Annotated in this window: 22 protein-coding genes; 7 read left to right on the forward strand and 15 right to left on the reverse strand. The window is 50.8% G+C overall.

The features are described from left to right. From AAF564_15690 to AAF564_15700, 3 genes are all read right to left on the reverse strand, one after another. On the reverse strand, positions 1–2,767 hold a 2,767-nt coding region (locus AAF564_15690), incomplete at its 3' end, for a TAT-variant-translocated molybdopterin oxidoreductase (GenBank protein ID MEM8486994.1). Positions 2,768–2,842: 75 nt separating this feature from the next. Continuing rightward, entirely contained in the window at positions 2,843–3,493 is a 651-nt protein-coding gene (locus tag AAF564_15695) for a cytochrome c3 family protein (protein ID MEM8486995.1), read from the reverse strand. A gap of 403 nt (positions 3,494–3,896) precedes the next feature. Then, positions 3,897–5,213 carry an MATE family efflux transporter gene (locus AAF564_15700; GenBank protein MEM8486996.1) on the reverse strand — a complete coding sequence of 439 codons (1,317 nt, stop codon included), beginning with the start codon at positions 5,211–5,213 and terminating at the stop codon, positions 3,897–3,899. A 320-nt stretch (positions 5,214–5,533) separates the two neighbouring features. Between AAF564_15700 and AAF564_15705 the strand changes: the two genes are divergently transcribed. Beyond that, on the forward strand, positions 5,534–8,044 hold the full coding sequence (locus AAF564_15705; protein ID MEM8486997.1) for a CDP-alcohol phosphatidyltransferase family protein: 2,511 nt from the start codon (positions 5,534–5,536) through the stop codon (positions 8,042–8,044). Positions 8,045–8,132: 88 nt separating this feature from the next. After that, complete coding sequence (locus AAF564_15710; protein MEM8486998.1) at positions 8,133–8,876, forward strand: methyltransferase domain-containing protein; 744 nt, start codon at positions 8,133–8,135, stop codon at positions 8,874–8,876. 34 nt (positions 8,877–8,910) lie between these two features. Here AAF564_15710 and AAF564_15715 read toward each other — a convergent pair whose 3' ends face one another. Continuing rightward, the gene (locus AAF564_15715) at positions 8,911–9,912 is read right to left on the reverse strand and encodes a glycosyltransferase family 4 protein (GenBank protein ID MEM8486999.1); all 1,002 of its coding nucleotides are present in this window, start codon (positions 9,910–9,912) and stop codon (positions 8,911–8,913) included. A gap of 185 nt (positions 9,913–10,097) precedes the next feature. Here AAF564_15715 and AAF564_15720 point away from each other — a divergent pair, with 185 nt between their 5' ends. The 4 genes from AAF564_15720 to nadC all read left to right on the forward strand — a co-directional run bounded on the left by AAF564_15720 (position 10,098) and on the right by nadC (position 14,667). Then, on the forward strand, positions 10,098–12,197 hold the full coding sequence (locus AAF564_15720; protein ID MEM8487000.1) for a glycosyltransferase: 2,100 nt from the start codon (positions 10,098–10,100) through the stop codon (positions 12,195–12,197). A gap of 81 nt (positions 12,198–12,278) precedes the next feature. Continuing rightward, positions 12,279–13,334, forward strand: coding sequence for an acetyl-CoA carboxylase carboxyltransferase subunit alpha (locus AAF564_15725; GenBank protein MEM8487001.1), 1,056 nt, complete (start codon positions 12,279–12,281; stop codon positions 13,332–13,334). Positions 13,335–13,336: 2 nt separating this feature from the next. Then, positions 13,337–13,747 (forward strand): thioesterase family protein, encoded by a 411-nt coding sequence (locus AAF564_15730; GenBank protein MEM8487002.1) that lies wholly within the window; start codon positions 13,337–13,339, stop codon positions 13,745–13,747. 17 nt (positions 13,748–13,764) lie between these two features. Next, the gene (gene nadC, locus AAF564_15735; GenBank protein ID MEM8487003.1) at positions 13,765–14,667 is read left to right on the forward strand and encodes a carboxylating nicotinate-nucleotide diphosphorylase; all 903 of its coding nucleotides are present in this window, start codon (positions 13,765–13,767) and stop codon (positions 14,665–14,667) included. Here the strand turns inward: nadC and AAF564_15740 are convergent. From AAF564_15740 to AAF564_15780, 9 genes are all read right to left on the reverse strand, one after another. Further along, positions 14,662–15,165, reverse strand: coding sequence for a hypothetical protein (locus AAF564_15740; protein MEM8487004.1), 504 nt, complete (start codon positions 15,163–15,165; stop codon positions 14,662–14,664). The genes nadC and AAF564_15740 overlap by 6 nt on opposite strands. Positions 15,166–15,207: 42 nt before the next feature. Then, the gene (locus AAF564_15745; protein MEM8487005.1) at positions 15,208–15,486 is read right to left on the reverse strand and encodes a hypothetical protein; all 279 of its coding nucleotides are present in this window, start codon (positions 15,484–15,486) and stop codon (positions 15,208–15,210) included. An 11-nt stretch (positions 15,487–15,497) separates the two neighbouring features. Beyond that, positions 15,498–15,752, reverse strand: coding sequence for a hypothetical protein (locus AAF564_15750; GenBank protein ID MEM8487006.1), 255 nt, complete (start codon positions 15,750–15,752; stop codon positions 15,498–15,500). Then, positions 15,709–16,041, reverse strand: coding sequence for a hypothetical protein (locus AAF564_15755; GenBank protein MEM8487007.1), 333 nt, complete (start codon positions 16,039–16,041; stop codon positions 15,709–15,711). The genes AAF564_15750 and AAF564_15755 overlap by 44 nt, the downstream gene beginning before the upstream one ends. 95 nt (positions 16,042–16,136) lie before the next feature. Next, positions 16,137–17,432 (reverse strand): copper oxidase, encoded by a 1,296-nt coding sequence (locus tag AAF564_15760; GenBank protein MEM8487008.1) that lies wholly within the window; start codon positions 17,430–17,432, stop codon positions 16,137–16,139. 1 nt (position 17,433) lies between these two features. Beyond that, on the reverse strand, positions 17,434–18,831 hold the full coding sequence (locus tag AAF564_15765) for a TolC family protein (GenBank protein ID MEM8487009.1): 1,398 nt from the start codon (positions 18,829–18,831) through the stop codon (positions 17,434–17,436). A 2-nt stretch (positions 18,832–18,833) separates the two neighbouring features. Then, the gene (locus AAF564_15770) at positions 18,834–19,511 is read right to left on the reverse strand and encodes a hypothetical protein (protein ID MEM8487010.1); all 678 of its coding nucleotides are present in this window, start codon (positions 19,509–19,511) and stop codon (positions 18,834–18,836) included. A 278-nt stretch (positions 19,512–19,789) separates the two neighbouring features. Beyond that, on the reverse strand, positions 19,790–20,338 hold the full coding sequence (locus AAF564_15775) for a hypothetical protein (GenBank protein ID MEM8487011.1): 549 nt from the start codon (positions 20,336–20,338) through the stop codon (positions 19,790–19,792). 198 nt (positions 20,339–20,536) lie between these two features. Then, positions 20,537–20,926: a hypothetical protein gene (locus AAF564_15780; protein MEM8487012.1), complete on the reverse strand. Its 390-nt coding sequence runs from the start codon at positions 20,924–20,926 to the stop codon at positions 20,537–20,539. A 131-nt stretch (positions 20,927–21,057) separates the two neighbouring features. On the opposite strand from AAF564_15780, the gene chrA reads away from it, so the two are divergent. Then, a complete protein-coding gene (gene chrA / locus AAF564_15785) occupies positions 21,058–22,233 on the forward strand; it encodes a chromate efflux transporter (GenBank protein MEM8487013.1) in 1,176 nt (391 codons plus the stop codon). Here the strand turns inward: chrA and AAF564_15790 are convergent. Both AAF564_15790 and AAF564_15795 read right to left on the reverse strand, forming a co-directional pair. Beyond that, positions 22,230–22,448 carry an Ada metal-binding domain-containing protein gene (locus tag AAF564_15790; protein ID MEM8487014.1) on the reverse strand — a complete coding sequence of 73 codons (219 nt, stop codon included), beginning with the start codon at positions 22,446–22,448 and terminating at the stop codon, positions 22,230–22,232. The genes chrA and AAF564_15790 overlap by 4 nt on opposite strands. A 73-nt stretch (positions 22,449–22,521) precedes the next feature. Further along, positions 22,522–22,713 (reverse strand): integrase core domain-containing protein (locus AAF564_15795; GenBank protein MEM8487015.1); only part of this gene is annotated, 192 nt, incomplete at its 5' end.

Raw genomic sequence — 22,713 nt, forward strand, 5'->3', positions numbered from 1 at the left:
CAACGGGAAGCGTCTTTGTCCAATTAAAAAAGTTGAAGCGGCGTACTTTGTATGGACAGTTGTTTGCGCAGTACCGTGTCCCGATGCATCGATTGTAAATCATCTGATTGGTACCATCAGGTGAGTGAACCGTTGCTGCAACAGGGCACACCTGTTCACAAGGCGCATTTTCACAATGCATGCACGATACGGGCTGAGAAACCATCATGGGGTTTTCTTCATTGCCCTCCTCACTTACATAGTATCGATCCATGCGCAGCCAATGCATCTCCCTACCTCGACTTACTTCCTGTTTCCCAACAACCGGGATATTATTCTCAGACTGGCACGCAACTATACAAGCACTGCAGCCTGTACAAGCATTGAGATCCACCACCATACTCCATTGATATTCCTGATAAGGATTATCTTTGAATGCTGGATTCTTTTTGGGATGCCGCTCTTCCCATAAAGTAGGGTATTCTTCCCAGGGTTCTCCACCAGGCAACGTATGCACAGCGTCATCAGCAAAATGTGGATTGGCTCGATATTCCTCTAACGTTGCCATCCGATACATCGGGCGGCCTTCTAAATAACCATGATCCTGAGTTGTTGCAAGCATGTAACGCTCGCCTGTTTTTTCAATCGCGCCCAACCCAATACGCATAGCCGTCGGAATCCGAAGCTGCGAAACATTCTTGCCCACGCCCGTCGAAACAGCTCCATGTCCATAGACATCCGTATAATCATCCAGGTCAAAAAACCCTGTCTTACGTTCTGGACGTTTTGACTCGATCTCACGTCCATACCCTAGATGTACGGACACCGAATTGTCTGCATGACCAGGCACAATCCAAACAGGCAGCTCGATTTCGTTGTTATTTACTGTAAGTTTTACTACATCTGAATAATGCTGCCCCTCAACATAGTCTACCGACAGTTCGAGTTGCGCGGCTGTTGCCGGGCTCATGATTGCCACATTGTCCCAGACCAGTTTTGTAACGGGGTCAGGCAACTCCTGACACCAGACATTGTTGGCAAAACTTCCATCAAGCACCTTTTGATCAAGACGAAAAACAACTTCTATCGCATTCTCTAACAGTGTTGTTGGTCTGCCTGTGACAGTTTGCTGCAAGGTTGGAACAGCAGGCTGAAAACTACTATCAACCAAATAACCATCGTGTAATACGCGCTGCCACTCTCTATCAAAATCTCCAGAGATAATTGTTTCCCACTGTGCACGAACGAGATCATAGCCAGATGTGCTCAATCCAGTCGCAAAGGTTTGCAAGATCTCTAACTCTGATTTCGTATCAAATAGTGGTGCAATCAACGGTTGAACGACAGACAACGTACCGTCGTAGGCACGTCCATCTCCCCAGGCTTCCAAATAGTGGCTCCTCGGCACATGCCAGGTACATAATGCAGCTGTTTCATCGTAATGTAGGCCGACATGGATGCTGTTGTCTACGCGCTGTAAAGCAGCCTGGAAGTCCAGTTCACCAGGATGATCGTAAACTGGGTTCACACCAATCACAAGCAGCGCATCAAGTGAACCACTGCTCATGTCTGAAACGAGCCGCCTAAATTCATCAGATTGAGGGGCCTTTATACGCTCATCTGTATCGAGCAATATCACAGTATTATCAACACAATTAAGCGTATTATTTATAGCCGCGCACAGTGCATGAATTTCGGGAGGCTGAGTCTCTCCGGCCAAAACCACACCACTTGAGCCGGCACGCCGCAAATCTTTGGCAATCTGAACCGCATAAGGGTGATCTACAAACCTCGCACCCACACCTTCGACACCGTCAACTTGCAGATGCACAGCTACAGCAGCTGCAAATTCAGCTATATCACTCGATTTTAATCGAAGACGATTGTCTGCTGCAGACCCAGTAACAGAGTAGTTGCTCTCAATTACATACAGACGACTCATATCATCCTGCGCATTTTCCAACTTACGTGAAGCACTAAAGCCACGCATGTTCTGCACAAAGTTTCGCTCTACAGGAGATAAAAAATCAGCATCAAAGCTTACAACAACACTGGCACGCTCAAACTGGTACACCGGGCGCAAAGGTGCGTTATATGCCATTTGCATGCCCATACGTACAGGGTCATCTCCTTCAGCAGCATACGTAACCCATCTTAACTGTGGAAAACGAGCCTCCAATTGTCGCTGCAAGGCAGACATCGTTGGAGAAGAATTTGCTTCGCACAATACTGCTACACGACGTGACCCGGCATCTCGCACGAATCCCTGGCAAAAAGCAACAAAGTCATTCCAGCTTGCTTCGTCCCCATTTTTGCGAACCTGCTTCGATCTATCCGGGTCGTACAAATTCAGGATTGATGCCTGCTCAAATAAACCCGTAGCCCCCTTACTTACAGGATGCTCCGGGTTTCCCTCAACTTTAGTAGGACGCCCCTCATAACTCTTCACTAACAACCCAAGCAGCGTCCCACGATAGGGCATGGACGTTGCATAATGCATCGCAATACCGGGAATCGTCTCTTCTGGCTTGCGCGAATAGGGTAGCGTCAACTCAACTGGTCGGCGGCACCCGGCAAGGCCCGCCATTGCCATACTAGCGCCCATCAACTGAATAAACTGCCGGCGAGACGCACCTGTAGGAGGCTCATCGGCACCCGGCATGAATTCAGGATCTGCAACTTTCAGCATTTTCTGATCCTGATTCAAGTCTGAAGCACTACGCCAATACTTCAGCTTCTCATCGGCATTCGTTATCGAGTTGGCGTCAACTATCGGTAGCTCTATCATATCCTATTGATGTTACCGGCTCAAGGTTGGGTCACTCAAGAACCTGACAACCCATCACACGTAACTTAAAACCTATTAATAATGGCAGGCTGAACAGTTTGTTGGAGGTACAATACCGTCCTGGCTGATTCGCTCGATGTTCCTCTCAATAAAATCAGCTGGCTGTACATACCCCATATTAGTCACTTCCTCGTTAGGGCGGAGGTACAATTCAGGTTGACGGTGGCATTCCAAGCACCAACCCATTGAAAGCGGCTCTGCCTGATACACAACTTCCATCTCATCGATGGCCCCGTGACATGTCTGACATCCTACGCCATTGCTCACGTGCGTTGCGTGACTAAACTGCACGTACTCCGGCAAGAAACTTACCTTGACCCACTCAATCGGATCACCCGTGGCCCAACTCTCGCGAATGGGCAGCAACTTTAGCGATTCGCTCTTGATCCCCTGCCCATGACAGTTCATACAAGTCTGGGTCGCCGGCAGATTGGCAAGTGCAGACACTTCGACGTTGGTATGACAGTAACGACAATCCAGGCCCAACTCATCCACATGAAGGCGGTGGCTATAAGGAACGGGTTGCTCGGGTGCGTACCCAACGTCAATAAATTCAGGGGAAAAGTAATACCAGACCAAAGCAACTGTAAGCACTCCGCCCAGAGTAACGCCAAAGAGGGAAAGCGCGGGAAGTGCATTTGCTTTTTTCGGGAATATCTGAGCCATTCCAGTCTATGCTAAATTAAGACAGTTTTCTTATGTAAGAAGTGACGAATTTATGCCACTCGAACCGTTACTTCAAGGTATTTAGTTTGAATCCCGAGTAAAAAGGAAGCGGGTCGTTATAGTTTCACGCCCGCACCAAACTCATAAAACATTCACTCTACCAGCGAGGCGCCATGAAATTTTTGTTCCAAGATTTGCTCCGCCATATGAATTGTCGTCTAAACCTGCCGTTTGAACGGCACGCATTTGTACCAATACCGGCCGTTTTTGCCAAGTCAGCTTTCATTGCCCTAACAACACATCCTTTCGTTCTGCCCAGAAGTTTTGGTAATTCGGCGGGATCGTCTATTGCTCTCCATTTCGAAATGATCCTGTAACACAGAAAAACTTGCCGGCCACACCCTTACACTTCTCCTCGATGTGTTGCTAGTTGCCCTTTTGCGCTGTGCCGAAATCGCCAGGTGAGCAACAATGCCGCCGTAGCCAAACCAAGCACCAATCCCCACCACAACCCAACAGCCCCAAAATCTGCAATAAAAGCAAGCGACATCCCTACACTCAACCCAACAATCCAGTACGATACAAATCCAATAATCATTGGGATGCGGGTGTCTTTCAAACCACGCAAAGCGCCCAGGGCAGCAACCTGAATTCCATCAAACACCTGAAACACCGCAGCAACACCCAGCAGGGTGATAGCAAGCGCCACAACTTCCGCGTTCTCGGGCACACTGGTATCCAGATACAGGCTGATAATGGGGCGTGGAATAACCCAGAAAAGAATGGCTGTAAAACTCATAAAAGCCAGTGCCAAATACAGCGCCACATTGCCGGCGCGTTGCGCACCCTGATAATCTTTCATGCCGATCGCCTGTCCTACGCGCACAGAAGCGGCAATCCCAATCCCCATTGGCACCATAAAGGTATACGCAGCGCACTGGATTGCTACCTGATGAGAAGCGAGGGCCACGGTACCAATCAAGCCCATCGTGAGCGAGGTAATGGCAAACAAGCCGGCTTCAACGCCGTGCGAAATACCAATCGGCCACCCAACCCGGAACACCTCCTTAAGGGTTTTCACATGCACTTTCATCAGGCCGGCAAATACGTTGTACTTCCGAAACGCCGGCGAAAACTTAACGTAGGCGGCTACGATAATAAACATCGACCAGTACACAATGGTACTCGCCCAACCGGTACCCGCAAGGCCCATCTCAGGAAATCCCCACTTTCCAAACATGAGGACATAATTCGCCAGCACATTCACCCCGAGCCCTATCAATGTAATAAGCGTTACCGGCAATGGGCGTGACACCCCCTCAACCAGGCTGCGAAACGCGCCAAACCACAAAAACGGAAGCAGCCCCCATAAAATAGCATGCAGATAGCTGCCTGTAAGCGCAACCGTTTCCGGCTCCTGCCCCATCTTGAGCAGCATCGGCTCAATATTCCACATAATGAGCACAGGAATAACAGCAAGCAGTACCCCAACGCGCAACCCCTCCCGTACACTGCGCCCGATCGCCGCTTCATCGCCAGCGCCATGGGCCTGCGAGACCATCGGCCCTACGGCAAACACAACCCCGAGCGTAATAATTGCAAGCACAAAGAAAATAGTATTCCCCAGCGCCACCCCAGCCAACGGCGCTACGCCTAATCGCCCCACCATTACGGTGTCAACAAACCCCATCGACATTTGCCCCAGCTGAGACCCAATCACAGGCCCAGCCAGCCGCAGCGTATGCTTGATTTCCTTGACGTATTCTGCTCTCGAATTCAGACCCAACAGCCAGCACCAAAAAAAAATTTCAAATCAGGTAGGTATACACCCTCCTTTATGTACAACAAGGAGGTGCAAGGTAGTAATAGGTCAGTGCGGCAGCCGCAGCGAACCTCCATTCCGCCGAAATTTACTGTATTTTATGCAGGTTCAACCCGGCTGTCGCGCATGACTCGACCGTATACTCTAATCCCACCGTCCCGTTCTTCCCCAATTTTTTTCTTCGTAACTTGCAGCCCCGCATTCAATTTCACCCACTAATGCTGTCGGTAGTGGATTTTAGTCTTTCGAAATGGACGTTTGCGCATGCTGTATTCTGTTTGGCTGCTGCAAGCGTTGTTGGTGTGGCTGGGGACTTGCGTATTTTGCTTCTCGCCGGCCTACTCTCCTTTGGTTATTTTCTATGGCGCGGCAATGCCGGCTGGACACCCCACGGCGGATTTGGCCGGGCCAATGCCATCACACTTGCGCGCCTGATTGCCGGCCTCAGCCTCTGCTTTCTCGGAAGTACAAGCGCCAGCGGTTTGCTCGTTTTTATACTGGCCCTCGGTGTACTCATTGTTGATGGACTCGACGGCTGGATGGCACGCAGGCACAATGAAGCCTCTGAATTTGGCGAGTACTTCGATAAAGAAACTGACGCGTTCTTTCTGCTCATCCTGTGCTTTGTCGCCTATTTCCAGGAAAAAGCCGGCTTATGGATCATCTTGCCGGGCTTGTTGCGGTACCTCTTTGTGTTGGTCCTCGTGGCAATGAAACCGGAAGTAGACAAAGAGTACCGCTCTCGCATGGCACGCGTGATCTATGTAACCATGATCATTGCGTTGCTCTCTGTGTTTATTACGCCGGCCTGGTTTTATAGCCCATTACTGGTTGTCGGGGTTACCGGACTCTTTCTTTCCTTTGCCCACTACTTCCGCTGGTTGTTCAATACCTCTTCGCCCAAGAAGCCGGCGACCAACAGGCAGTTGCTCATCCGGGCCGGCCTGGCGTTTGTGTTTCTGAACAGCCTGCTTTTCATCCCCTCCCTCATCGCCAACTTTAATACCAGCACCTTTTTTCCGATTCCAGACCCTTCGCAACCACTGGCCACAATGAGTTGGACGCGCGGATGGTACGACTACCTGCTCTACTTTGCCGCCCGGCGCCCCAATCAGGATATTTTCAGGATCTGTGCTGATATGGTACTCCTCGCCACCTTGCTGGTATGGTGGAAAAGGCGTGCACCCGGAAAAAAACGTATCCCCGCATTGTTTACCGTTGCCTACCTTGGCTTGCTCGTTTACGAAGCATATGATGCCATGGTTTTTCAATTTTTCCATCGCCACGGTATCCTTTATGAAGACATCCAGTACATCCTGAACCTGTACTACCTTGCCATTGATGCTTTCTCCATCGAGCACCTCTTTCGCCTGATTCTCATCTTAACAACCCTCGTTATTTTTACCTGGTCCCTCCCTCCCCTATTCAGGATGATTGTTAATGCCTTTTCACTCGCCTCAGTAAGGAAATGGGGACTGCGGTTTAGTGTACTTTTCTGGCCGGTATTCATTGGCGCATGGTACTGGTACGGCCCAGGCGATGAACGGCCTACCGTACGCTCTATCACGGGAAAAATGGTCAGCAACGCATCAGAGAGCCTGGCACTGGCAAGAACCATCGCTGCAGTTCAAGACTTGCCCGTAGACTGGGTATACGAAAGCTTTGAAGCAACCCCAATGGTAGATACGCCAAACATCTACCTCTTCATGATCGAATCTTACGGCAGCATTTTGCAGGATAACGTTTACCTGCGACCGACATTCGACTCTCTAATGGCTGCTTTTGATGAACAGTTTATCCAAGCCGGCTGGCACACGGCAAGCCGTTCAAGCACATCCCCGGTCAGTGGTGGCCTCTCCTGGCTAAGCATGAATTCGGTCCTCTCTGGCTTGTTTATGGATAACAAGACCTTCTACACGCGCTACCGAAGCAGAATTGATACCTACCCCCACATGGTTAGCTATCTTCAAAAGCAAGGATACTATACCCTCACCCTGCAACCACCAACCAAAGAGCGCCTCGGCCTTGCCGTAGAGAACCTCTATCAGTTTGACAAAACCGTCTATTTTGACGACCTGCACTATACCGGCACTCCCTACAGCATCTGGATTATTCCAGACCAATACAGCCTCGGCTACACCCACGAGCACTACTTACCACTCGAAGAACAGCAGCCTTTTTTCCTCTTTTTTGAAACGGCTACTACACACGCTCCGTGGTCTAACCTGCCTCCTTTTGTTGCAGACTGGCGCACCTTGAACGACAAACAGCCCCAGCCCAAGGTCGAAACCGCCAGTACCGTCTCGCTGGTTAGCCAATTCAAAGACTCTTACAACAATCGCTTTGGCCAGGAAACACCCGAAACAACCGACTTATACCTGGACAGCATCATCTACGATTTACATTTACTAAAAACGTATATCCTGGAAGATGCACCGGACAACAGTGTGGTAATTATCCTCGGAGACCATCAACCGCCGTTGATTCCGAGCACAGATAACAATACACCAATCCACGTGCTTGCGCAGGATACTACATTGATTCAAAAGTTTGAGCAATTTGGGTTCAGGCCAGGTATGCGCCCGGCAAATCGCGACCAGGACACGCTTACCCATGCCGGCGTCTATTCCATGCTGCTCGACGTAATGACCGCCACGCCGGCACTGCCGTCCACCCGTTACCGCCCCGAGGGCATCCCCCCATCTATTTTGACCACAGATGCGAATTGAGCCTGTCGTTTAATACCGATGGATGTAATAGCTGTGCTTAAAATCCGTCAAACTCTTTAAACGAAAGCCTGAAAAATCGATTTAGCGCATGTCATTGCTTAAACCTACACCCGTCTCCTCTGTTGAGGATGTAAGGCGTTTTTTTGATGCGTTCGCGCCACTCAATGTGGAGCAACATGGTAATGCAGACAAATTACTGGATTATAGGGTCTCACTCCTTGTATCTCATGCCCAGCTTAGACCATCGGATCGTGTGCTGGATATCGGCTGCGGCAACGGCCACCACTTATTTGCCATGGATGGCGCTTTCCGATCCGCTACCGGTGTTGACCTGGCACCTGGCATGATAAAAGCAGCGCGTTACGGCATACCCGCCAAAGGCCACTCAACCTATGCGTTCATGGTTGATGATGCACACGTTCTATCCGAAGTCTCGGAAGCCGGCTTTGATGTTGTCTTCTGCGTAGGTGCCCTTGAACACATGCCAGACAAACCAGAAGTGCTCCAAACGGTATTCCGGGTCCTGCGCAAAGGAGGGCGCTTTGTATGCCTCACGCCTAACGACCAGTTTCTGTGGTATCGCTGGTTAGCACCGCGTAGGGGATATGAAACCCGGCACCTCTCGACGGACCGCCGGCTCAAGCCCACAGAAGCCAGAAAATTGATCAACAAAGCCGGCTTCAGTCACTGCCGCATCGATTACTGGACCTTTATCCCCAGCGGCGATATGCCGCGTGGATACGCATCGTTCTGTAAAGCACTCGATATGTTGGGTCACATCATTGCACCAGCATCCCTACGCGGCGGTCTTGTAATCAGTGCAATTAAATAACGTTGAGCCAAATAACGTTCAGCTAAATACCGCATCAGTTCAGCAACGCCAGCAAGGTATCTGCAGAAGTTTCCCATGATGGAAAGTGCCGGCTACGTGCCAGGCCCCGTTGCCCCAACACTTCCCGTTCTTCAACATTGTCTAACAGCCGAGCCAGCACTTCGCCCATCTGTCCGTATCTAAAAGGTGCAACCATCACCCCCGCGCCATCGGAGAGGCTTTCCGGTATGCCCCCAACATCAAACGCTGCTACCGGCACGCCTGCTGCCATTGCCTCGCGCACAGCCATGCCAAGGGTTTCAAAGCGTGAGGGCAAAACAAACAGGTCTGCTTCGCGAAAACATGCTGGCATTTGCGCCGGCGCCAACGGGCCACGCCAAGTCATCCTGGCAGCGGCAGCTGAAGCTTGCATCTGCCCAAACAACGCTGCAGCATATTCCGGATCAAGCGTATCACTGCCAACGAGTTGCCAGTGCCACAGCACCGGATGTTCAGCCAAATTACTGAGCACATCAATAAATTCAGCCAATCCCTTCCCAGCCAGCAAGCTCGACACGGTTAACAGCCTGACCGCTCCCCTCATGGCCCGGGCCGGCCGAGCCACGCGATGGGCAGCATCCAGACCCGGATAGATCACTGCAATCAGTTCTTCCGAGATTCCGGCATCAGCAAGACACGCTTTAGAATACGCACTTGTTGTCACGTACAAGTCATAAGCCAGTAGTCCATCAATCGCGACATCCGACGCAGCATGGTGCGGGTCGAAAAACGGGAAGTAATGGACCAGGATACCCCAACGGGTTTGCTGGCCGGCCAGATTGCGTAACGCATCAACATCAAGGTGATCTACCAGCAAACTATCAACAAATGCCCAATCGTACCCGGGAGCCAAAAGCGCCGGCATGGATGTAGCCGGCGTCCATACCGCCTCTTCCACCGTACAGTATGCCTTCAAGCGCTGCATCATCTCTTGATTATAGATGTTGCCTCCTGTAGGAATTCCTTGTATGTCGGGCAGTAAAAAAAGCAGCTTCATGTTACTTTTTGCCGGGAATTTCGGCTGTGAGTGGGATACTGGTGAATAAATGAGATCAAAGCGCACTTCACGCAGTTTGATTTCAGTTGCTGATGGCGTTTCTTGTACGCCGAGCAAACCCAATTGCCCCTGCGCAGACAGTTTAAGCCTTACCGAAAATCAAACCAAGCCAACCCAAATCGCCCATGCATACTGCGCCTTCCAAAGGCAAGCAGTCTGCCCGCAGCACTACTGCGCAGGCAGGAGAAGTTGACGTATCCGTTGTGATTGTTAACTACAACGTGCGCGAGTTTTTAGAGCAGGCCATGCGATCTGTAGAAAAGGCAAGCGCGCAGTTGCGTGTTGAGCTTTTTGTGGTTGACAACAATTCGAGTGACGGCTCTGTTGAGATGGTGCGCAAGCGGTTTCCAGAGGCCCACCTCATATCCAACAAAGAGAATACAGGGTTCAGCAAAGCCAACAACCAGGCAATCCGTATGGCCAACGGTCGGTATCTGCTGATTCTGAATCCCGACACCATTATCCAGGAAGACACGCTAACTTCGCTGGTCAGGTTTATGGATGCCCATCCAGACGCCGGGGCTGCGGGGTGTAAGATCCTGAATGCCGATGGCACCTTTGCGCCAGAAAGCCGCCGCGCATTTCCCACACCGGCCGTAGCTTTTTACCGCATTACCGGCCTCAGCAAACTCTTCCCCAATAGTCCGACTTTTGGCAAATACAACCTGAGCTACCTGTCGCCCGACGAAACCTGCGAAGTAGACGCGCTCAGTGGATCTTGCATGTTTGTCCGTAAAGATGCCCTTTACCAGGACCACGAGGAGACTACAGTGGAAGCGCAACCGGATGCTGGCGCCGGCCTCTTTGACGAGGACTTCTTTATGTATGGAGAAGACCTCGACTGGTGTTACCGCATCCAGCAAGCCGGCTGGAAAATCTACTATACCCCCGAGACGCAAATCATCCACTACAAAGGGGAAAGTACCAAAAAGGGGGACCTGCGGTATGTCCTGCTGTTTTACGGGGCCATGCTTCGTTTTGCGGAGAAGCACTTCAAAAACCGACACTCGTGGTTTTTCAGGCTGTTTCTGCGTTGTGGTATTATTGCACGGGGCACGTTGCACATGCTGAGCAACTGGGTTCGGCGGAATGCAGGTGCGCTGGCTGATGTTGCACTCAGCTTTGGCGTGATGGCGGGTGCCGGCATATTGCGATTTGTGTGGGATGGACTGGCTTTCCCAACGTTATTTCTGGGCATCATCGCCCCGTTGTATGCCCTTGCAGTCACGGGCAGTATTTCGTTGCAGCAGGGTTATCAACGCAGCAAGTATACCCGATTCAAACCTGTTTTAACGGCCAATATCAGCGCCATTCTCCTGATCGCAGCCGTCTCTTTTTTTGCAAAAGGGCTGGCCTTTTCCCGGGCTGCCCTTGTGTTAGGCTTTTTACTGTGCACCCTTGCGCTGTACATCGTGCGACTTGTTTACAGCCACAAAAAGCGACCGGCGCATTTACTGCGTCGCGCGCTCATGGTCGGCGACCAGGAAGAAGCAAGCCGGCTTCAGGCCTCCCTGACCGCGCTGCCCAATCCCCTGATGGAACTGGCAGGGTTTGTCTCCGACGCATCCCCCAGTGCTGAGGAAAAACAGGGGATCCCCTGGCTCGGCAACCTGCATCACCTGCGAGATGTCGTACGCCTGCAGAAAATCGACGACGTGGTCTTTGCTTCAAGCAGGCTCGCCAACCGAACCATTTTCAGCCTCATCCAGGAGCTAAAACACCTGCCTGTTGAGTTTAAAATTCTAAGCGCAGGACAAGAGCACCTGATTGGGCAAGCACGCATTGATGCCCTCAACACGCCGCCGCTGATAGACGCCGCACAAGCCTTTGGCCGTACGCGGAGCACTTTTCAGCGTCGTGCGTTTGAGGTGACCCTGGTAATACTCGGGCTGCTGTGTTATCCCGCGTTGTTTATACTGGCAAAAGTGGCCGGATCACAATCTGTGCTGCAAAAACTGGTTTCGAAAACCAGGGACCTGCCCAAAGTATTGCGTGGAACGCTATCTTTGGTAGGTTATCGAGCGGAAGAGCATAATTTGATACCAAAATCCTGGCAGCTTAAGCAAGGGATCTTTACCATTACAGATACCCTCCCCATGGACACAAAATCGGCCGATGCGCTAAACCGTGCATACTGGCTGTATTACAGCAACCAGTCCATGACCCTCGATTTTGATATCATTATACGCTGTATCCGACAGCTTAAAGCGCCCTCGGCACCGTAGCCAGGAGCGTTTTACGCAAAACTGATTGTCACCAGGATCTACATCTTTTTCGAGATTTGGATCTTTACCAACTTATAGATCATGGCAGAACAGGCGGCACAATACCTCCTAGAATTCGAGAAGCCCCTATACGAACTCGAGAAGAAGCTGGATGAAATGCGCACCTTCGACAGGGAAGATTCCAGTGTGGATCTTTCACAGGAGATTGAAGCGCTTGCAGAACGCGTTGAGTTGCTACGTGAATCCATTTATCAGGATCTCACGCGATGGCAGCGGGTGCTCATTGCCCGCCATCCGTTGCGGCCCTATACAAAAGACTACATTACAGCCCTTACCGACGACTTTATCGAGCTGCACGGCGACCGGGCCTATGCTGATGATCCAGCCATTGTAGGCGGGTTTGCAAAATTCAAGGGAGCAAAATTTGGCTTCAAGGATGAGTCGGTGATGATCATTGGCCATCAGAAAGGACGAGACACCAAAAGCCGGAAATATCGCCGATTCGGGATGCCAAACCCAGAAGGATACCGCAAGGCACTACGGCTGATGAAATTGGCCGAAAAATTCAACAAGCCCATCATTACCTTGCTGGATACGCCGGGCGCATTTCCCGGACTCGAAGCAGAAGAACGCGGACAAGCTGAAGCCATTGCCCGTAACTTGTTCGAAATGGCCCGCTTCAAGGTGCCCATTATCGTGGTGATCATTGGCGAAGGAGCTTCTGGCGGCGCACTCGGTATTGGTGTTGGCGACCGTATCCTGATGCTCGAAAACTCCTGGTATTCTGTCATTTCGCCCGAGAGCTGTTCTTCCATTCTCTGGCGTTCCTGGGATTACAAAGAAGACGCAGCCCGTGCACTGAAACTCACGGCAACCGACCTGATCAAGTTTAGCGTAATCGATGAAATTATTCCTGAGCCGCTTGGCGGTGCCCACCGAGATCCGCGGGCTACGTTCCGGACGGTCGGCGAATTCATTGGCAAACACCTGAAAGCCCTGAAGAAGGTGAAGCCGGCAAGCCTGCCTGTCCAGCGCCTTGAGAAATTCGACCAGATGGGTGTGTTCAACGAAAACAATGCCGGCACCAACGGCCATGCCCCTGCAACCGTAGGCAAAAAGGTTACCCAGAAGAAGTAAGGATGGTTACCTACAATTACCAGCACCGTGTGCGGTACCGCGAGTGTGACCCTATGGGGGTCGTGTATCATGCCCACTACATCGACTACTTCGAAGCAGCGCGCACAGAAGCCCTGCGCGACATGGGCATCGTTTACAAAAAACTGGAAGATGACGGCGTCCAAATGCCTACCATTGATCTCGCCGTCAAATACAGACAGCCTGCCCGCTACGACGACCTCCTGGAAATCAAGGTCATCCTGAAAGACAAACCCGGTGTACGCATTCGCATTGACTATGAAGTGCGACGGGTAAACGAGGAGACGCTCCTCACCACCGGCCATGTGACCCTATGTTTTATGGACATCGAACGTAAACGCCCCGTAATGGCGCCTGCTGTTTTTGCCGAGATGTACGACACCTACGCGCGTTAATCAACCCTCGACCATTCATGTCAACAAGCGCTCTCCCGGTCTACTTTACGGCCCCTGAACTTGCAGCCCTGATTCACCTTGCCCTCGATGAAGACCTCGGCACAGGCGATGTAACAACAGCAGCTACCATTCCGCCCGATACCAAAGCTTCTGCCTCTTTTCTTGCAAAAGAAAGCGGCACCATAGCAGGCCTGCATGTTGCAAAAGAGGTGTTTCATACCCTCGACGATGCACTTGAAGTGTTCTGGAGTAAAGCTGACGTTGACGCGGTTATCAAAGGCGAAGTGTTTGGCACGGTTGTAGGCTCGGCACATGCTATCCTTTCAGGTGAGCGACTTGCCCTCAATATCATGCAACGCATGAGCGGCATTGCAACAGCAACCCATCATATGGTGCACGCTGCATCTCCTTTTGGCAGCAGGATTCTCGATACGCGCAAAACTGCGCCGGGCCTTCGGTTGCTCGACAAATGGGCGGTAAAATTGGGTGGCGGCGAAAATCACCGCATCGGCCTTTTCGATATGATTCTGATCAAAGACAACCATATCGCAGCCGCCGGCAGCATCGAACAGGCCATTTATGCCGCACAGCAGTTCAGAACAGCAAACAATCCCAACCTGGAAATTGAAGTAGAAACGCGCACCCTCGATGAAGTATCACGTGCGCTGGCAACTGGCGGTATAGATCGGTTACTGCTGGACAATATGGTCGTTGTTGATGGGGATGAGATTAACACCAGCATGCTGGAAAGCGCGGTAGAACTGGTTGGTGGACGTTACGCCACCGAAGCCTCTGGTAATGTGACGCTCAAAACTGTGCCGGCCATCGCAGCTACAGGGGTTGACTTTATCTCCTCCGGTGCCCTCACCCATTCCGTTAAAGCGCTCGACATTTCTTTAAAAATCGCGCTCTCTCTATAACTCCTCTTCGAGCTCGTGCTCACGCGCACCTGCCGCAATCCAGTCCCGAATAACCTGGATAACCCGTTTGTCAAGTTTACCGCCCGTACTCCAAATCGGCATAAGAGCACCACGCATAGCAGGGTGTCCTTCCAATTTCCAAATCAGATAGCTGCTATCGGGATCGCCCGGCTTTACGCGCATGACCGATGGGTACTGCATGCTTGGCACGCCTACAAGGTCACCGTACGACTTACCTCTTGACAAATCGAGTTCTGCTGCATTCCAGCAGCAATCGTGACACCGGCTGTTCTGACACGTGCCCGAAAAGAGGCTGTCCTGGATGCTCTCCAGAGATGCTTCTATTTCTACATAATAGGGCTCTGGCTCTTCTACAGGCAGTTCTTCGAACGGCTCTTCTACGATGGTATTATAAACACAGCCTGCCGCCAAAAGCATACAACACAGACTGAACGCCAACACAATCAGTACAGGGGGGCACTGATATACTCGGTTCATTTTTCCTTCCAAATGCAGTTTTAAATCTATCCTTCAGGCCGGCTATATTTTTGCCAATACACGAATCCAACGCCCTCGTCCGTGTTCTTTGGCACCAAACTGCTCACTTTGATGCACTATTTCAAAGCCCGCGTCCTTCAACAGACAAGGGTAATTGCGTGAAAATGCCATCTCACGTCCGTAAATCAAGCTGTTTTGCGCTTTATCCAAATCATGGTCAAAACCAAGGGTTTCGATCAAACCCACATATACCGGCGACAATTCGTTGGCAATGTGAGCAAACCAAACCTCTAATTCTTGTTGCAGGAAATACTCAAACACACCACTATTTGTCAGAAAAACACTTTGGGGAAGGGTTTTACAATAAACCATTTACCTGCATCAGCCGCGACAAATTGCATTTTTTCGTTTGTATAGTTTTGCCTGTTCTTCTTCGTCTGCTCTGCGATGACATCAATCCCTACAAACGAATTCTTCGATGGAAACAGGGCAGTCAGATACCCAAGGACTTGCCAGTGCCCACAGCCAATTTCATAGAGTTGGTTAAAAGCCAGCGTAGGTTTGCCTTCCTTTAGCGATTCTGCCATACATGCGCTTCGTCAGCAGCTTCCTGCGCCCAATAATGAGAGAATACAGCGCGTTGACAGGATCGCCGTGCCAAAGCGCTCTGGCCAGCGGGCCGGTTCGGAGCAAGCGATCAAATGCGCCCAGAGAAATTTTGACACGGTTCTCTTCCAGCTTTACAGTACGTCCAGGAAAAATTCGCGTAAAAATACCCCCAAGAACCAACTTTCGTATTTTCTCAGCGGGAATATCAGACATACTTCTCATTACAGCATTGCGCTTTAGTATATCTGGATCTAATTCAAAAGTCATAGTGCTCACCTTTAAAATTCAATAAGACGCATTCTCAAGAAGAGGAAATCAACGCTGTGGCACGTCTGCCTTTAGCTCTGGGGTACGGCTAAAGGTCAGATCTCAATACCATCTCTTTCGAGATTACCCTTGCTTGCTAGACTGGCTACAGTTCCTGGTGGATGCTGATACCAGCCAGGATCTTCGTAATTGTTGATGTCTTCCCGAATTTTCACTACGGTAAACATCCCTCCCATCGTGATGTAGTCAAAAGGACCAGCAGCACCTACCATAGGAATGCTGTTCGGGGGGACTTGCATATGGCCTGCCTCGATATGCGCACCGTGCTCTCCCATGCCATCGTGTCCCATCGTCATGTAGGACGGCAGAAATGGGCGCACCTTACCATTCATTGCCCTTGCATTTACACCAATCATGTTGGGCAGGTCGTGCCCCATTTGGTTCATTACATGATGCGTCATGTGACAATGCAGCGCCCAGTCTCCCGGGCGTTCAGCGATGAACTCGGCGTCACGTGTACTCCCTACCGGGACCAGCACCGACGTTTCTCGCCATTGCGCACTCTCCGGTAAAGGGCCCCCGTCAGTTCCCGTAATCGTGAAATGATGACCGTGAATATGAATCGGATGATGATCCATTGCACTGAGGTTACCCAAGCGAACTCGAACCCGATCACCCTGCTTTGCAACAAGCGGAGCGGTGCCGGGATAGCAGCGTGCATTCATCGTTAGCACGTTGAAATCCGACATTTCGTTGGGGTTAGGCCGGGAAGTACCTGGATCGATACGCCACTCGCTTAGCATAATGGCAAAGTCTCGATCTACCCGCTGCGCAGGAGAAGATTGGCGTGGGTGCAACACAATCATCCCCATCATGCCAAGCGCCATCTGGGTCATTTCATCATGATGCGAGTGGTACATGAAGGTGCCGTGCTGGACAATGTCGAACTCGTACACAAAGGTCTCACCTGGCTTGATTGCGGGCTGGTTGAGGCCACCTACGCCATCCATCCCATTTGGCAATAAAAGGCCATGCCAGTGCACCGTTGTGGGTGCGGGAAGTTTGTTGGTTACATAAATCCGAACCCTGTCACCCTCCACAGCTTCCAGGGTTGGTCCGTGTACCTGGCCGTTATACCCCCAACACGTTGCTTCCAGTCCGGAAGTAAACTCGTGCAGGACCTCTTCAGCTATCAGGTGAAAAACCTTGACCCCATCCACAACTTTCCAGGGCAGTGAAGAACCGTTTGGAGTAATTACCGGGGTATAATCTTGCCCAGGCATTCCGGGTTCGTTTAGAATGGGTCCCTGCGGCTCTACCATTGGCGTAACGAGTGCGCTACCCATCGCGACAGCACTGGTCCGCAAAAGATCACGTCTTGTTAATTTCATATTAGTGTCCTCTCTCTACCGGTGCGGATGCACCATTTGTAGCTGTAGATTTAACCGAAGCAGGTAGTTTTCCATAAAGGAGCAAGTCGTAGGCAGTTTTTACTGTCCAGTACTGCGCAAGGGCATCCAGGTATTGTTTGCCGGCAAGAATCTCTTGCTGGCGGGCAGCAAGCAGTTGGAAAAGACCTACTTGCATGGCATTAAATTGCCCCTGGGTTTCAGATGCAATGCGGCTGCGTAGCGGCAACAATACCTGACGGATATGCTCCACTGATTGGTAAGCAGTCCTGAGTTGTTGAGCCAGGAGCCGGGCTTGCGCCCGCACGTTGACTGCCAGCGCGTAGTAGTGTGCTTGCTGACGGCGAATTTCTGCCGCTGAACGCGCACGTTTCGCTGCACCGGTATCAAAAATGGGTAAAGGGAATTCAACCTCTGGCCCTATCTCCCAGCTTTCCTCTCGTTCAGCATCCAAACCCAGTTCGAGATGCGGCAACAGAGAAGTGGCATTGACGAGGCCGGCTTTTTGTGCATAAACCTCGATTTGCTGAGCAGCAAGTGCCAGGTCGATACTCGCTTCGATGGCTAGTTGCTCAGTCTCGTCCAATTCTGGCAATAACCCATCTGGCTCCGGAAGCATAGGCGGCAGTTTCCACATTAAATCGCTTCCCCAGATGCCCATCAATTGATTGAGTTGCTCCCGCTGCTGCTGAACCATCACTTCCGCATTGAGCAGCTCTAATCGGGATTGCTCATAAAATGCCTGCTCAGCATACAAGTCTATAGCCGGGATATTACCGGCATCGTGTAACAGTTTTGCAGCTTCATATGCAGCTTCTGCACCGCGTGACACTTGCGACAGCATGTCAAACACCTGCATTGCTGCCTGCACATCGTAATAGGCCTGCAGAACTTGCCCCGTGTGTGCCATAACGCTTGCTGTAAGCGCCAGACGGGTCTCTTCCAACATGGAGGAAGCGATTCTTTTCCGTAGCGGTGCATGAAACAGATCCAGAAAATTGAACGATACAGAAAAGGCAAGATCAGGCGCGTGGTCCGCTGAAACTGGAAAACCAACATGCGCGCCCAAAACAGGATTCTCAAACAAACCTGCCTGCACCAGATCTGCTTGCGCGATGCCGACTGCTTCATACTTAGCCTGTAATTGCCGGTTATTCGCCAATGCAATCTGAACTGCTTCATCGGCTTCAAGGGAGTCCCTCAGTAAGTCACGAACATGCTTACGCAAAAGCGCCTGTTCGCTGGTATCATTGAAGTAGGCAAAATGATAGCCCGTACGAGCAATTACTTCAGCCTGAACCAGTTCCAGATCTCTTTCCGGCTGCAGTTGCACACAACCCGAGAACACGAGCATCAAAACCAGGATACTTATCCCTCTCATCTTCAATGGCCTCCGTGATTATGTGGACGTTGAGTCTGCCCAGCGTTCACCTCGCTTTTTTTAGCCACACGTAAGACTTCAAACATGTGAGTCATGGCATCATCAAGTTCACCAGCAAGTACCCAACCCTCTTCCAGCTGGGTAGAACGGCCCAACTTATCAGCTGTAGTCGTTACTGCTGCAAGCAATGCTTCCTTTTGATGCCAAAAATGCGGCGAAGCACTTACCTCTACATTTTTCAACAGCGTCACCGCATGGCTCAGGCGTCGTGCCTGTTCTGCAGCTTCTTTCAACCGGTCGCCTCGTATCAGCACCCTGATTGTATCATGTACCTGTAGCATACCATCAAGCACTGCTGTAGCCTCAGCCGGCAAAAAGTGAGCAGTATCGGCTAGCCCGCTATTTTCTGGCTCACGTTCTTCAGCCATCATATGGCCGGCATGAGATACACCGGTTTCTATCCCATCAACTGATTCAGCAGGAAAGAGGTAAGCCTCGTCCAATACGCGAGAAACCGACAAGTCACCAACGGGGAATTCAGGATTCGCAGGATGGTTATCAGATACCGAAACCGGAGCGATCGATCTGCAAGCAGATGACGAAGCGGATAGTATCACGATAACTAAAAACGACAAGTACCAGGGGCGGATATCAACCCTCAGGAGGTCAATACATTTCATTTTCTAAGGAATTTTTGCAAGCCAGCAACAGCATCAACCTCGCGTACGGCAACTGACTCTGCCAGTGCTAGATAGTTAGCTGACTTGCACGTTTTTAAACGGACGGGTATAGAGAAGGAGATAGGAAAGCATCCTTATGCCGGCACGTATGCCGACAGGGCAAGGCGGGATTTGAGATAGATCATCAAAAAGGACATATGTATCTGCCCCTACGACCTAACGACCATAGTTAGTAGAATGGGAAAAATCCAATGTTACCCACCAGGATGCGGCAGGTATCAAATGAGAAAAGAAGAGAGTATCACATGCCGGGCAGGCAGTGATTCATGAGGTGGATCCGGAGCCTGATGGGTAAAAGGAATCGGGATTTCAGCAATTGCAGGCAACAATCGGGCGCGTAGTGAGAAACTGATAGCTGATTTATCGCTTAGCCGTGATTTAAGATAATCATCAGCGACAGAAGATTCACTCTCTACCGTACAGCAGTCACCCGGGGCCGGCGGGTCTGTATCTGGATGCTCACACGGTACCCGTTCTTGCACAGGCGCTCTCTCATCCGCGGGCATATGCTGGTGCCCGATGTCTTCATCCGGCATGTCATGCATCTCGTGCGATCCATGATGCGCCATTTGGATGTTTTGATGCGCACTATGGTGATGTGCATCGCCATGCGAATCAGCCGCCTGCTTCATACAACAGCACTTGCGATGCATTTTCATATCGCCCGACATCATCGCACAGGCATGCTGCACAAAAGGCAACAGGCTCGCCATGGTAATCAGCAGTACCACACTGCGGATCAAAACACGATATGATCGGAATTTCACTAACATCGCTTGTAATATAGGGCTCTGAGACGAAAACTTCCCTTATCGAAGCCTCAAAACTGTAACTCGTATAAAAGGTAAAAAGTCAGATTAGGCCCTTTAAACAAGTTTAACGTACAACTCTCAAAAAAACTAATCTATTCCGATAATCGATTATACGTCTTTGGGTACTTTAAAGATCATTGATCTACAGAAACCCTAGCCGGCGGCGAAGAAGGCCAATAAAGCGATAAAAAGACAGTACATCCATTGCCCCAACCGATACCAGCGTCCTTCCACCCCCCGGCCGGCAACTAGCACCGTCATAAGCCATACAACGCCCGTACTTCCGAAATAAATCGCCAGCCCACCAAGGATTAACTGTTCATCGGGTATCCACTCGGTAACTCCGACAACCAAAAACGTCACTGCAGCCAATGTCTGACCGACACTCACCCAGTGCCATCCGGCCAATGTTTGGACCCATACTTCTGCAGACTTCCCAGTCCCCTCCGGCTTCAACAGACCAACCTCTCGCCCACCAATAATGGCGTGAACACCAGCAGCCAATAACACCAATACACCCGCAAACAAAGCAAAGTAATTCATATATGCGCCCACAAGACTGTCTTTTTGTTATGGCTGTATTCCAAACAAAAATCTTTAGTACATTTCTCTCGCCAGGTTAACCATCAATTTCCCAAATCAGTAAATAACCCGCAACCACCAACCTGCCTCTCATGACAGAAACCGTGACCAAAGAAAAAGGACATCTATCAGAAATTGCCCGCCTGTTTTTCAAACTTGGGCTGATTGCTTTTGGTGGGCCGGCAGCGCACATCGCGATGATGGAAGACGAGTTTGTGACGCGGCGCAAATGGATTACCCGGGAGCATTTTCTGGACCTGATTGGGGCAACCAATTTGATTCCGGGGCCCAACTCTACTGAAATGACCATGCACCTGGGCTACGAACGTGGCGGTTGGTCCGGATTGTTTACAGCCGGCGCCTGCTTCATCTTCCCAGCGGCGGTTTTAACCGGGGTTGTTGCGTGGTTCTATGTAACGTATGGCTCACTCCCACAGGTAGAACCTTTCCTTTATGGCATTAAACCGGCCGTGATTGCAGTTATACTCGGAGCCGTATGGAAGCTGGGTAAAAAAGCTGTTAAAGGGTGGAAATTTGCGGTGTTGGGGATTGCCGTGACGGTGGCTATTTTGATGGGTGTCGGTGAAATTGTTGCGCTGCTGGTTGGCGGCGTTGTGGGGATGCTGTGGCTACGTGCAACAGGTTATGGCAACAGCGGCACTGCTGGTAGATTCCTACCTATTCTATTTCAGGATACAACGGCTGTTGCTGCAGCCGGCGGTGGCCTGGTGGCCGCCTCTGCCATATCGCTTTGGAAAATCGGATTCTTCTTCCTCAAAATTGGCGCTATCCTCTATGGCAGCGGATACGTGTTGGTGGCCTTTCTGGAAGGCGGGCTCGTCGATGACCTCGGTTGGCTTACACAGGCGCAATTGCTCGATGCCATTGCCATGGGACAGTTTACGCCAGGCCCGGTGCTTACAACATCGACCTTTATTGGCTATCTGCTCGCCAAAACACCCGGCGCAGTAGTAGCAACGCTTGGCATATTCCTGCCATCGTTCATTTTTGTACTGATACTGAATCCAATTATCCCAAAACTGCGCCAGTCTGCTTGGCTTTCTGCTTTTCTGGATGCCGTAAATGTTGCGGCGGTAGCGTTGATGGTTGCGGTTACCATTTTGTTGGGCATGGATACCCTTGTTGGCTGGCAAAGCTGGGTAATTGCGTTGTTGTCTGCCGTGCTGGTACTACGCTTCAAGATAAACGCTGCCTGGATTGTCCTCGGTAGTGCTTTCCTGGGCTGGCTGCTTACTTTTGTGGGTTAATATTTATGCCGCATGCAGTGTTTGCATGGCCTATACCCCGCAGCCTGCGCATCTATTTCAGTTGAAAAGAATACGCGGTTTTTACGGTGCATACGTTTTCCACTCCAGCAATCCAGTGTGCCATAGATTTTCAACCGGGCGTTGCCAGCCCATCGAATCTTGCCGGCCCTGATACCCGAAAATACCTCGCGATCGGTAATGCTATCGTGGCGCATGAGTCGCGCATTAAATTTGGACAATTTGCATCAAACTCCTCACTGTCAAGTCCTGAAATAGGTTGACAATGAATTAGTGTATAGTTTGTGATTTAAGCCCAGTTCGGTAGACCTGATCGGGTTTCCGATAGCCGAGTGTTGTATGTGGACGTTCGTGATTATAGAGCCAGACAGCCTCTCGTAATGCCTGGCGTACTTGCTTAAGGTTGATAAAGCAACCATCAAGTCCATATTCCAGTTTGAGTATGCCATTGACCCGTTCTGC

The sequence above is a fragment of the Bacteroidota bacterium genome (genome assembly GCA_039111535.1).
In the GTDB taxonomy this organism is placed as follows: domain Bacteria; phylum Bacteroidota; class Rhodothermia; order Rhodothermales; family JAHQVL01; genus JBCCIM01.

Coding starts and splice junctions, on each gene's coding strand:
- AAF564_15695 (MEM8486995.1), bottom strand. CDS start 3,493: ATGGCTCAGATATTCCCGAAAAAAGCAAATGCACTTCCCGCGCTTTCC.
- AAF564_15705 (MEM8486997.1), top strand. CDS start 5,534: ATGCTGTCGGTAGTGGATTTTAGTCTTTCGAAATGGACGTTTGCGCAT.
- AAF564_15710 (MEM8486998.1), top strand. CDS start 8,133: ATGTCATTGCTTAAACCTACACCCGTCTCCTCTGTTGAGGATGTAAGG.
- AAF564_15715 (MEM8486999.1), bottom strand. CDS start 9,912: ATGAAGCTGCTTTTTTTACTGCCCGACATACAAGGAATTCCTACAGGA.
- AAF564_15720 (MEM8487000.1), top strand. CDS start 10,098: ATGCATACTGCGCCTTCCAAAGGCAAGCAGTCTGCCCGCAGCACTACT.
- AAF564_15725 (MEM8487001.1), top strand. CDS start 12,279: ATGGCAGAACAGGCGGCACAATACCTCCTAGAATTCGAGAAGCCCCTA.
- AAF564_15730 (MEM8487002.1), top strand. CDS start 13,337: ATGGTTACCTACAATTACCAGCACCGTGTGCGGTACCGCGAGTGTGAC.
- nadC (MEM8487003.1), top strand. CDS start 13,765: ATGTCAACAAGCGCTCTCCCGGTCTACTTTACGGCCCCTGAACTTGCA.
- AAF564_15740 (MEM8487004.1), bottom strand. CDS start 15,165: ATGAACCGAGTATATCAGTGCCCCCCTGTACTGATTGTGTTGGCGTTC.
- AAF564_15750 (MEM8487006.1), bottom strand. CDS start 15,752: ATGGCAGAATCGCTAAAGGAAGGCAAACCTACGCTGGCTTTTAACCAA.
- AAF564_15755 (MEM8487007.1), bottom strand. CDS start 16,041: ATGACTTTTGAATTAGATCCAGATATACTAAAGCGCAATGCTGTAATG.
- AAF564_15760 (MEM8487008.1), bottom strand. CDS start 17,432: ATGAAATTAACAAGACGTGATCTTTTGCGGACCAGTGCTGTCGCGATG.
- AAF564_15765 (MEM8487009.1), bottom strand. CDS start 18,831: ATGAGAGGGATAAGTATCCTGGTTTTGATGCTCGTGTTCTCGGGTTGT.
- AAF564_15770 (MEM8487010.1), bottom strand. CDS start 19,511: ATGAAATGTATTGACCTCCTGAGGGTTGATATCCGCCCCTGGTACTTG.
- AAF564_15780 (MEM8487012.1), bottom strand. CDS start 20,926: ATGAATTACTTTGCTTTGTTTGCGGGTGTATTGGTGTTATTGGCTGCT.
- chrA (MEM8487013.1), top strand. CDS start 21,058: ATGACAGAAACCGTGACCAAAGAAAAAGGACATCTATCAGAAATTGCC.
- AAF564_15790 (MEM8487014.1), bottom strand. CDS start 22,448: ATGCGCCACGATAGCATTACCGATCGCGAGGTATTTTCGGGTATCAGG.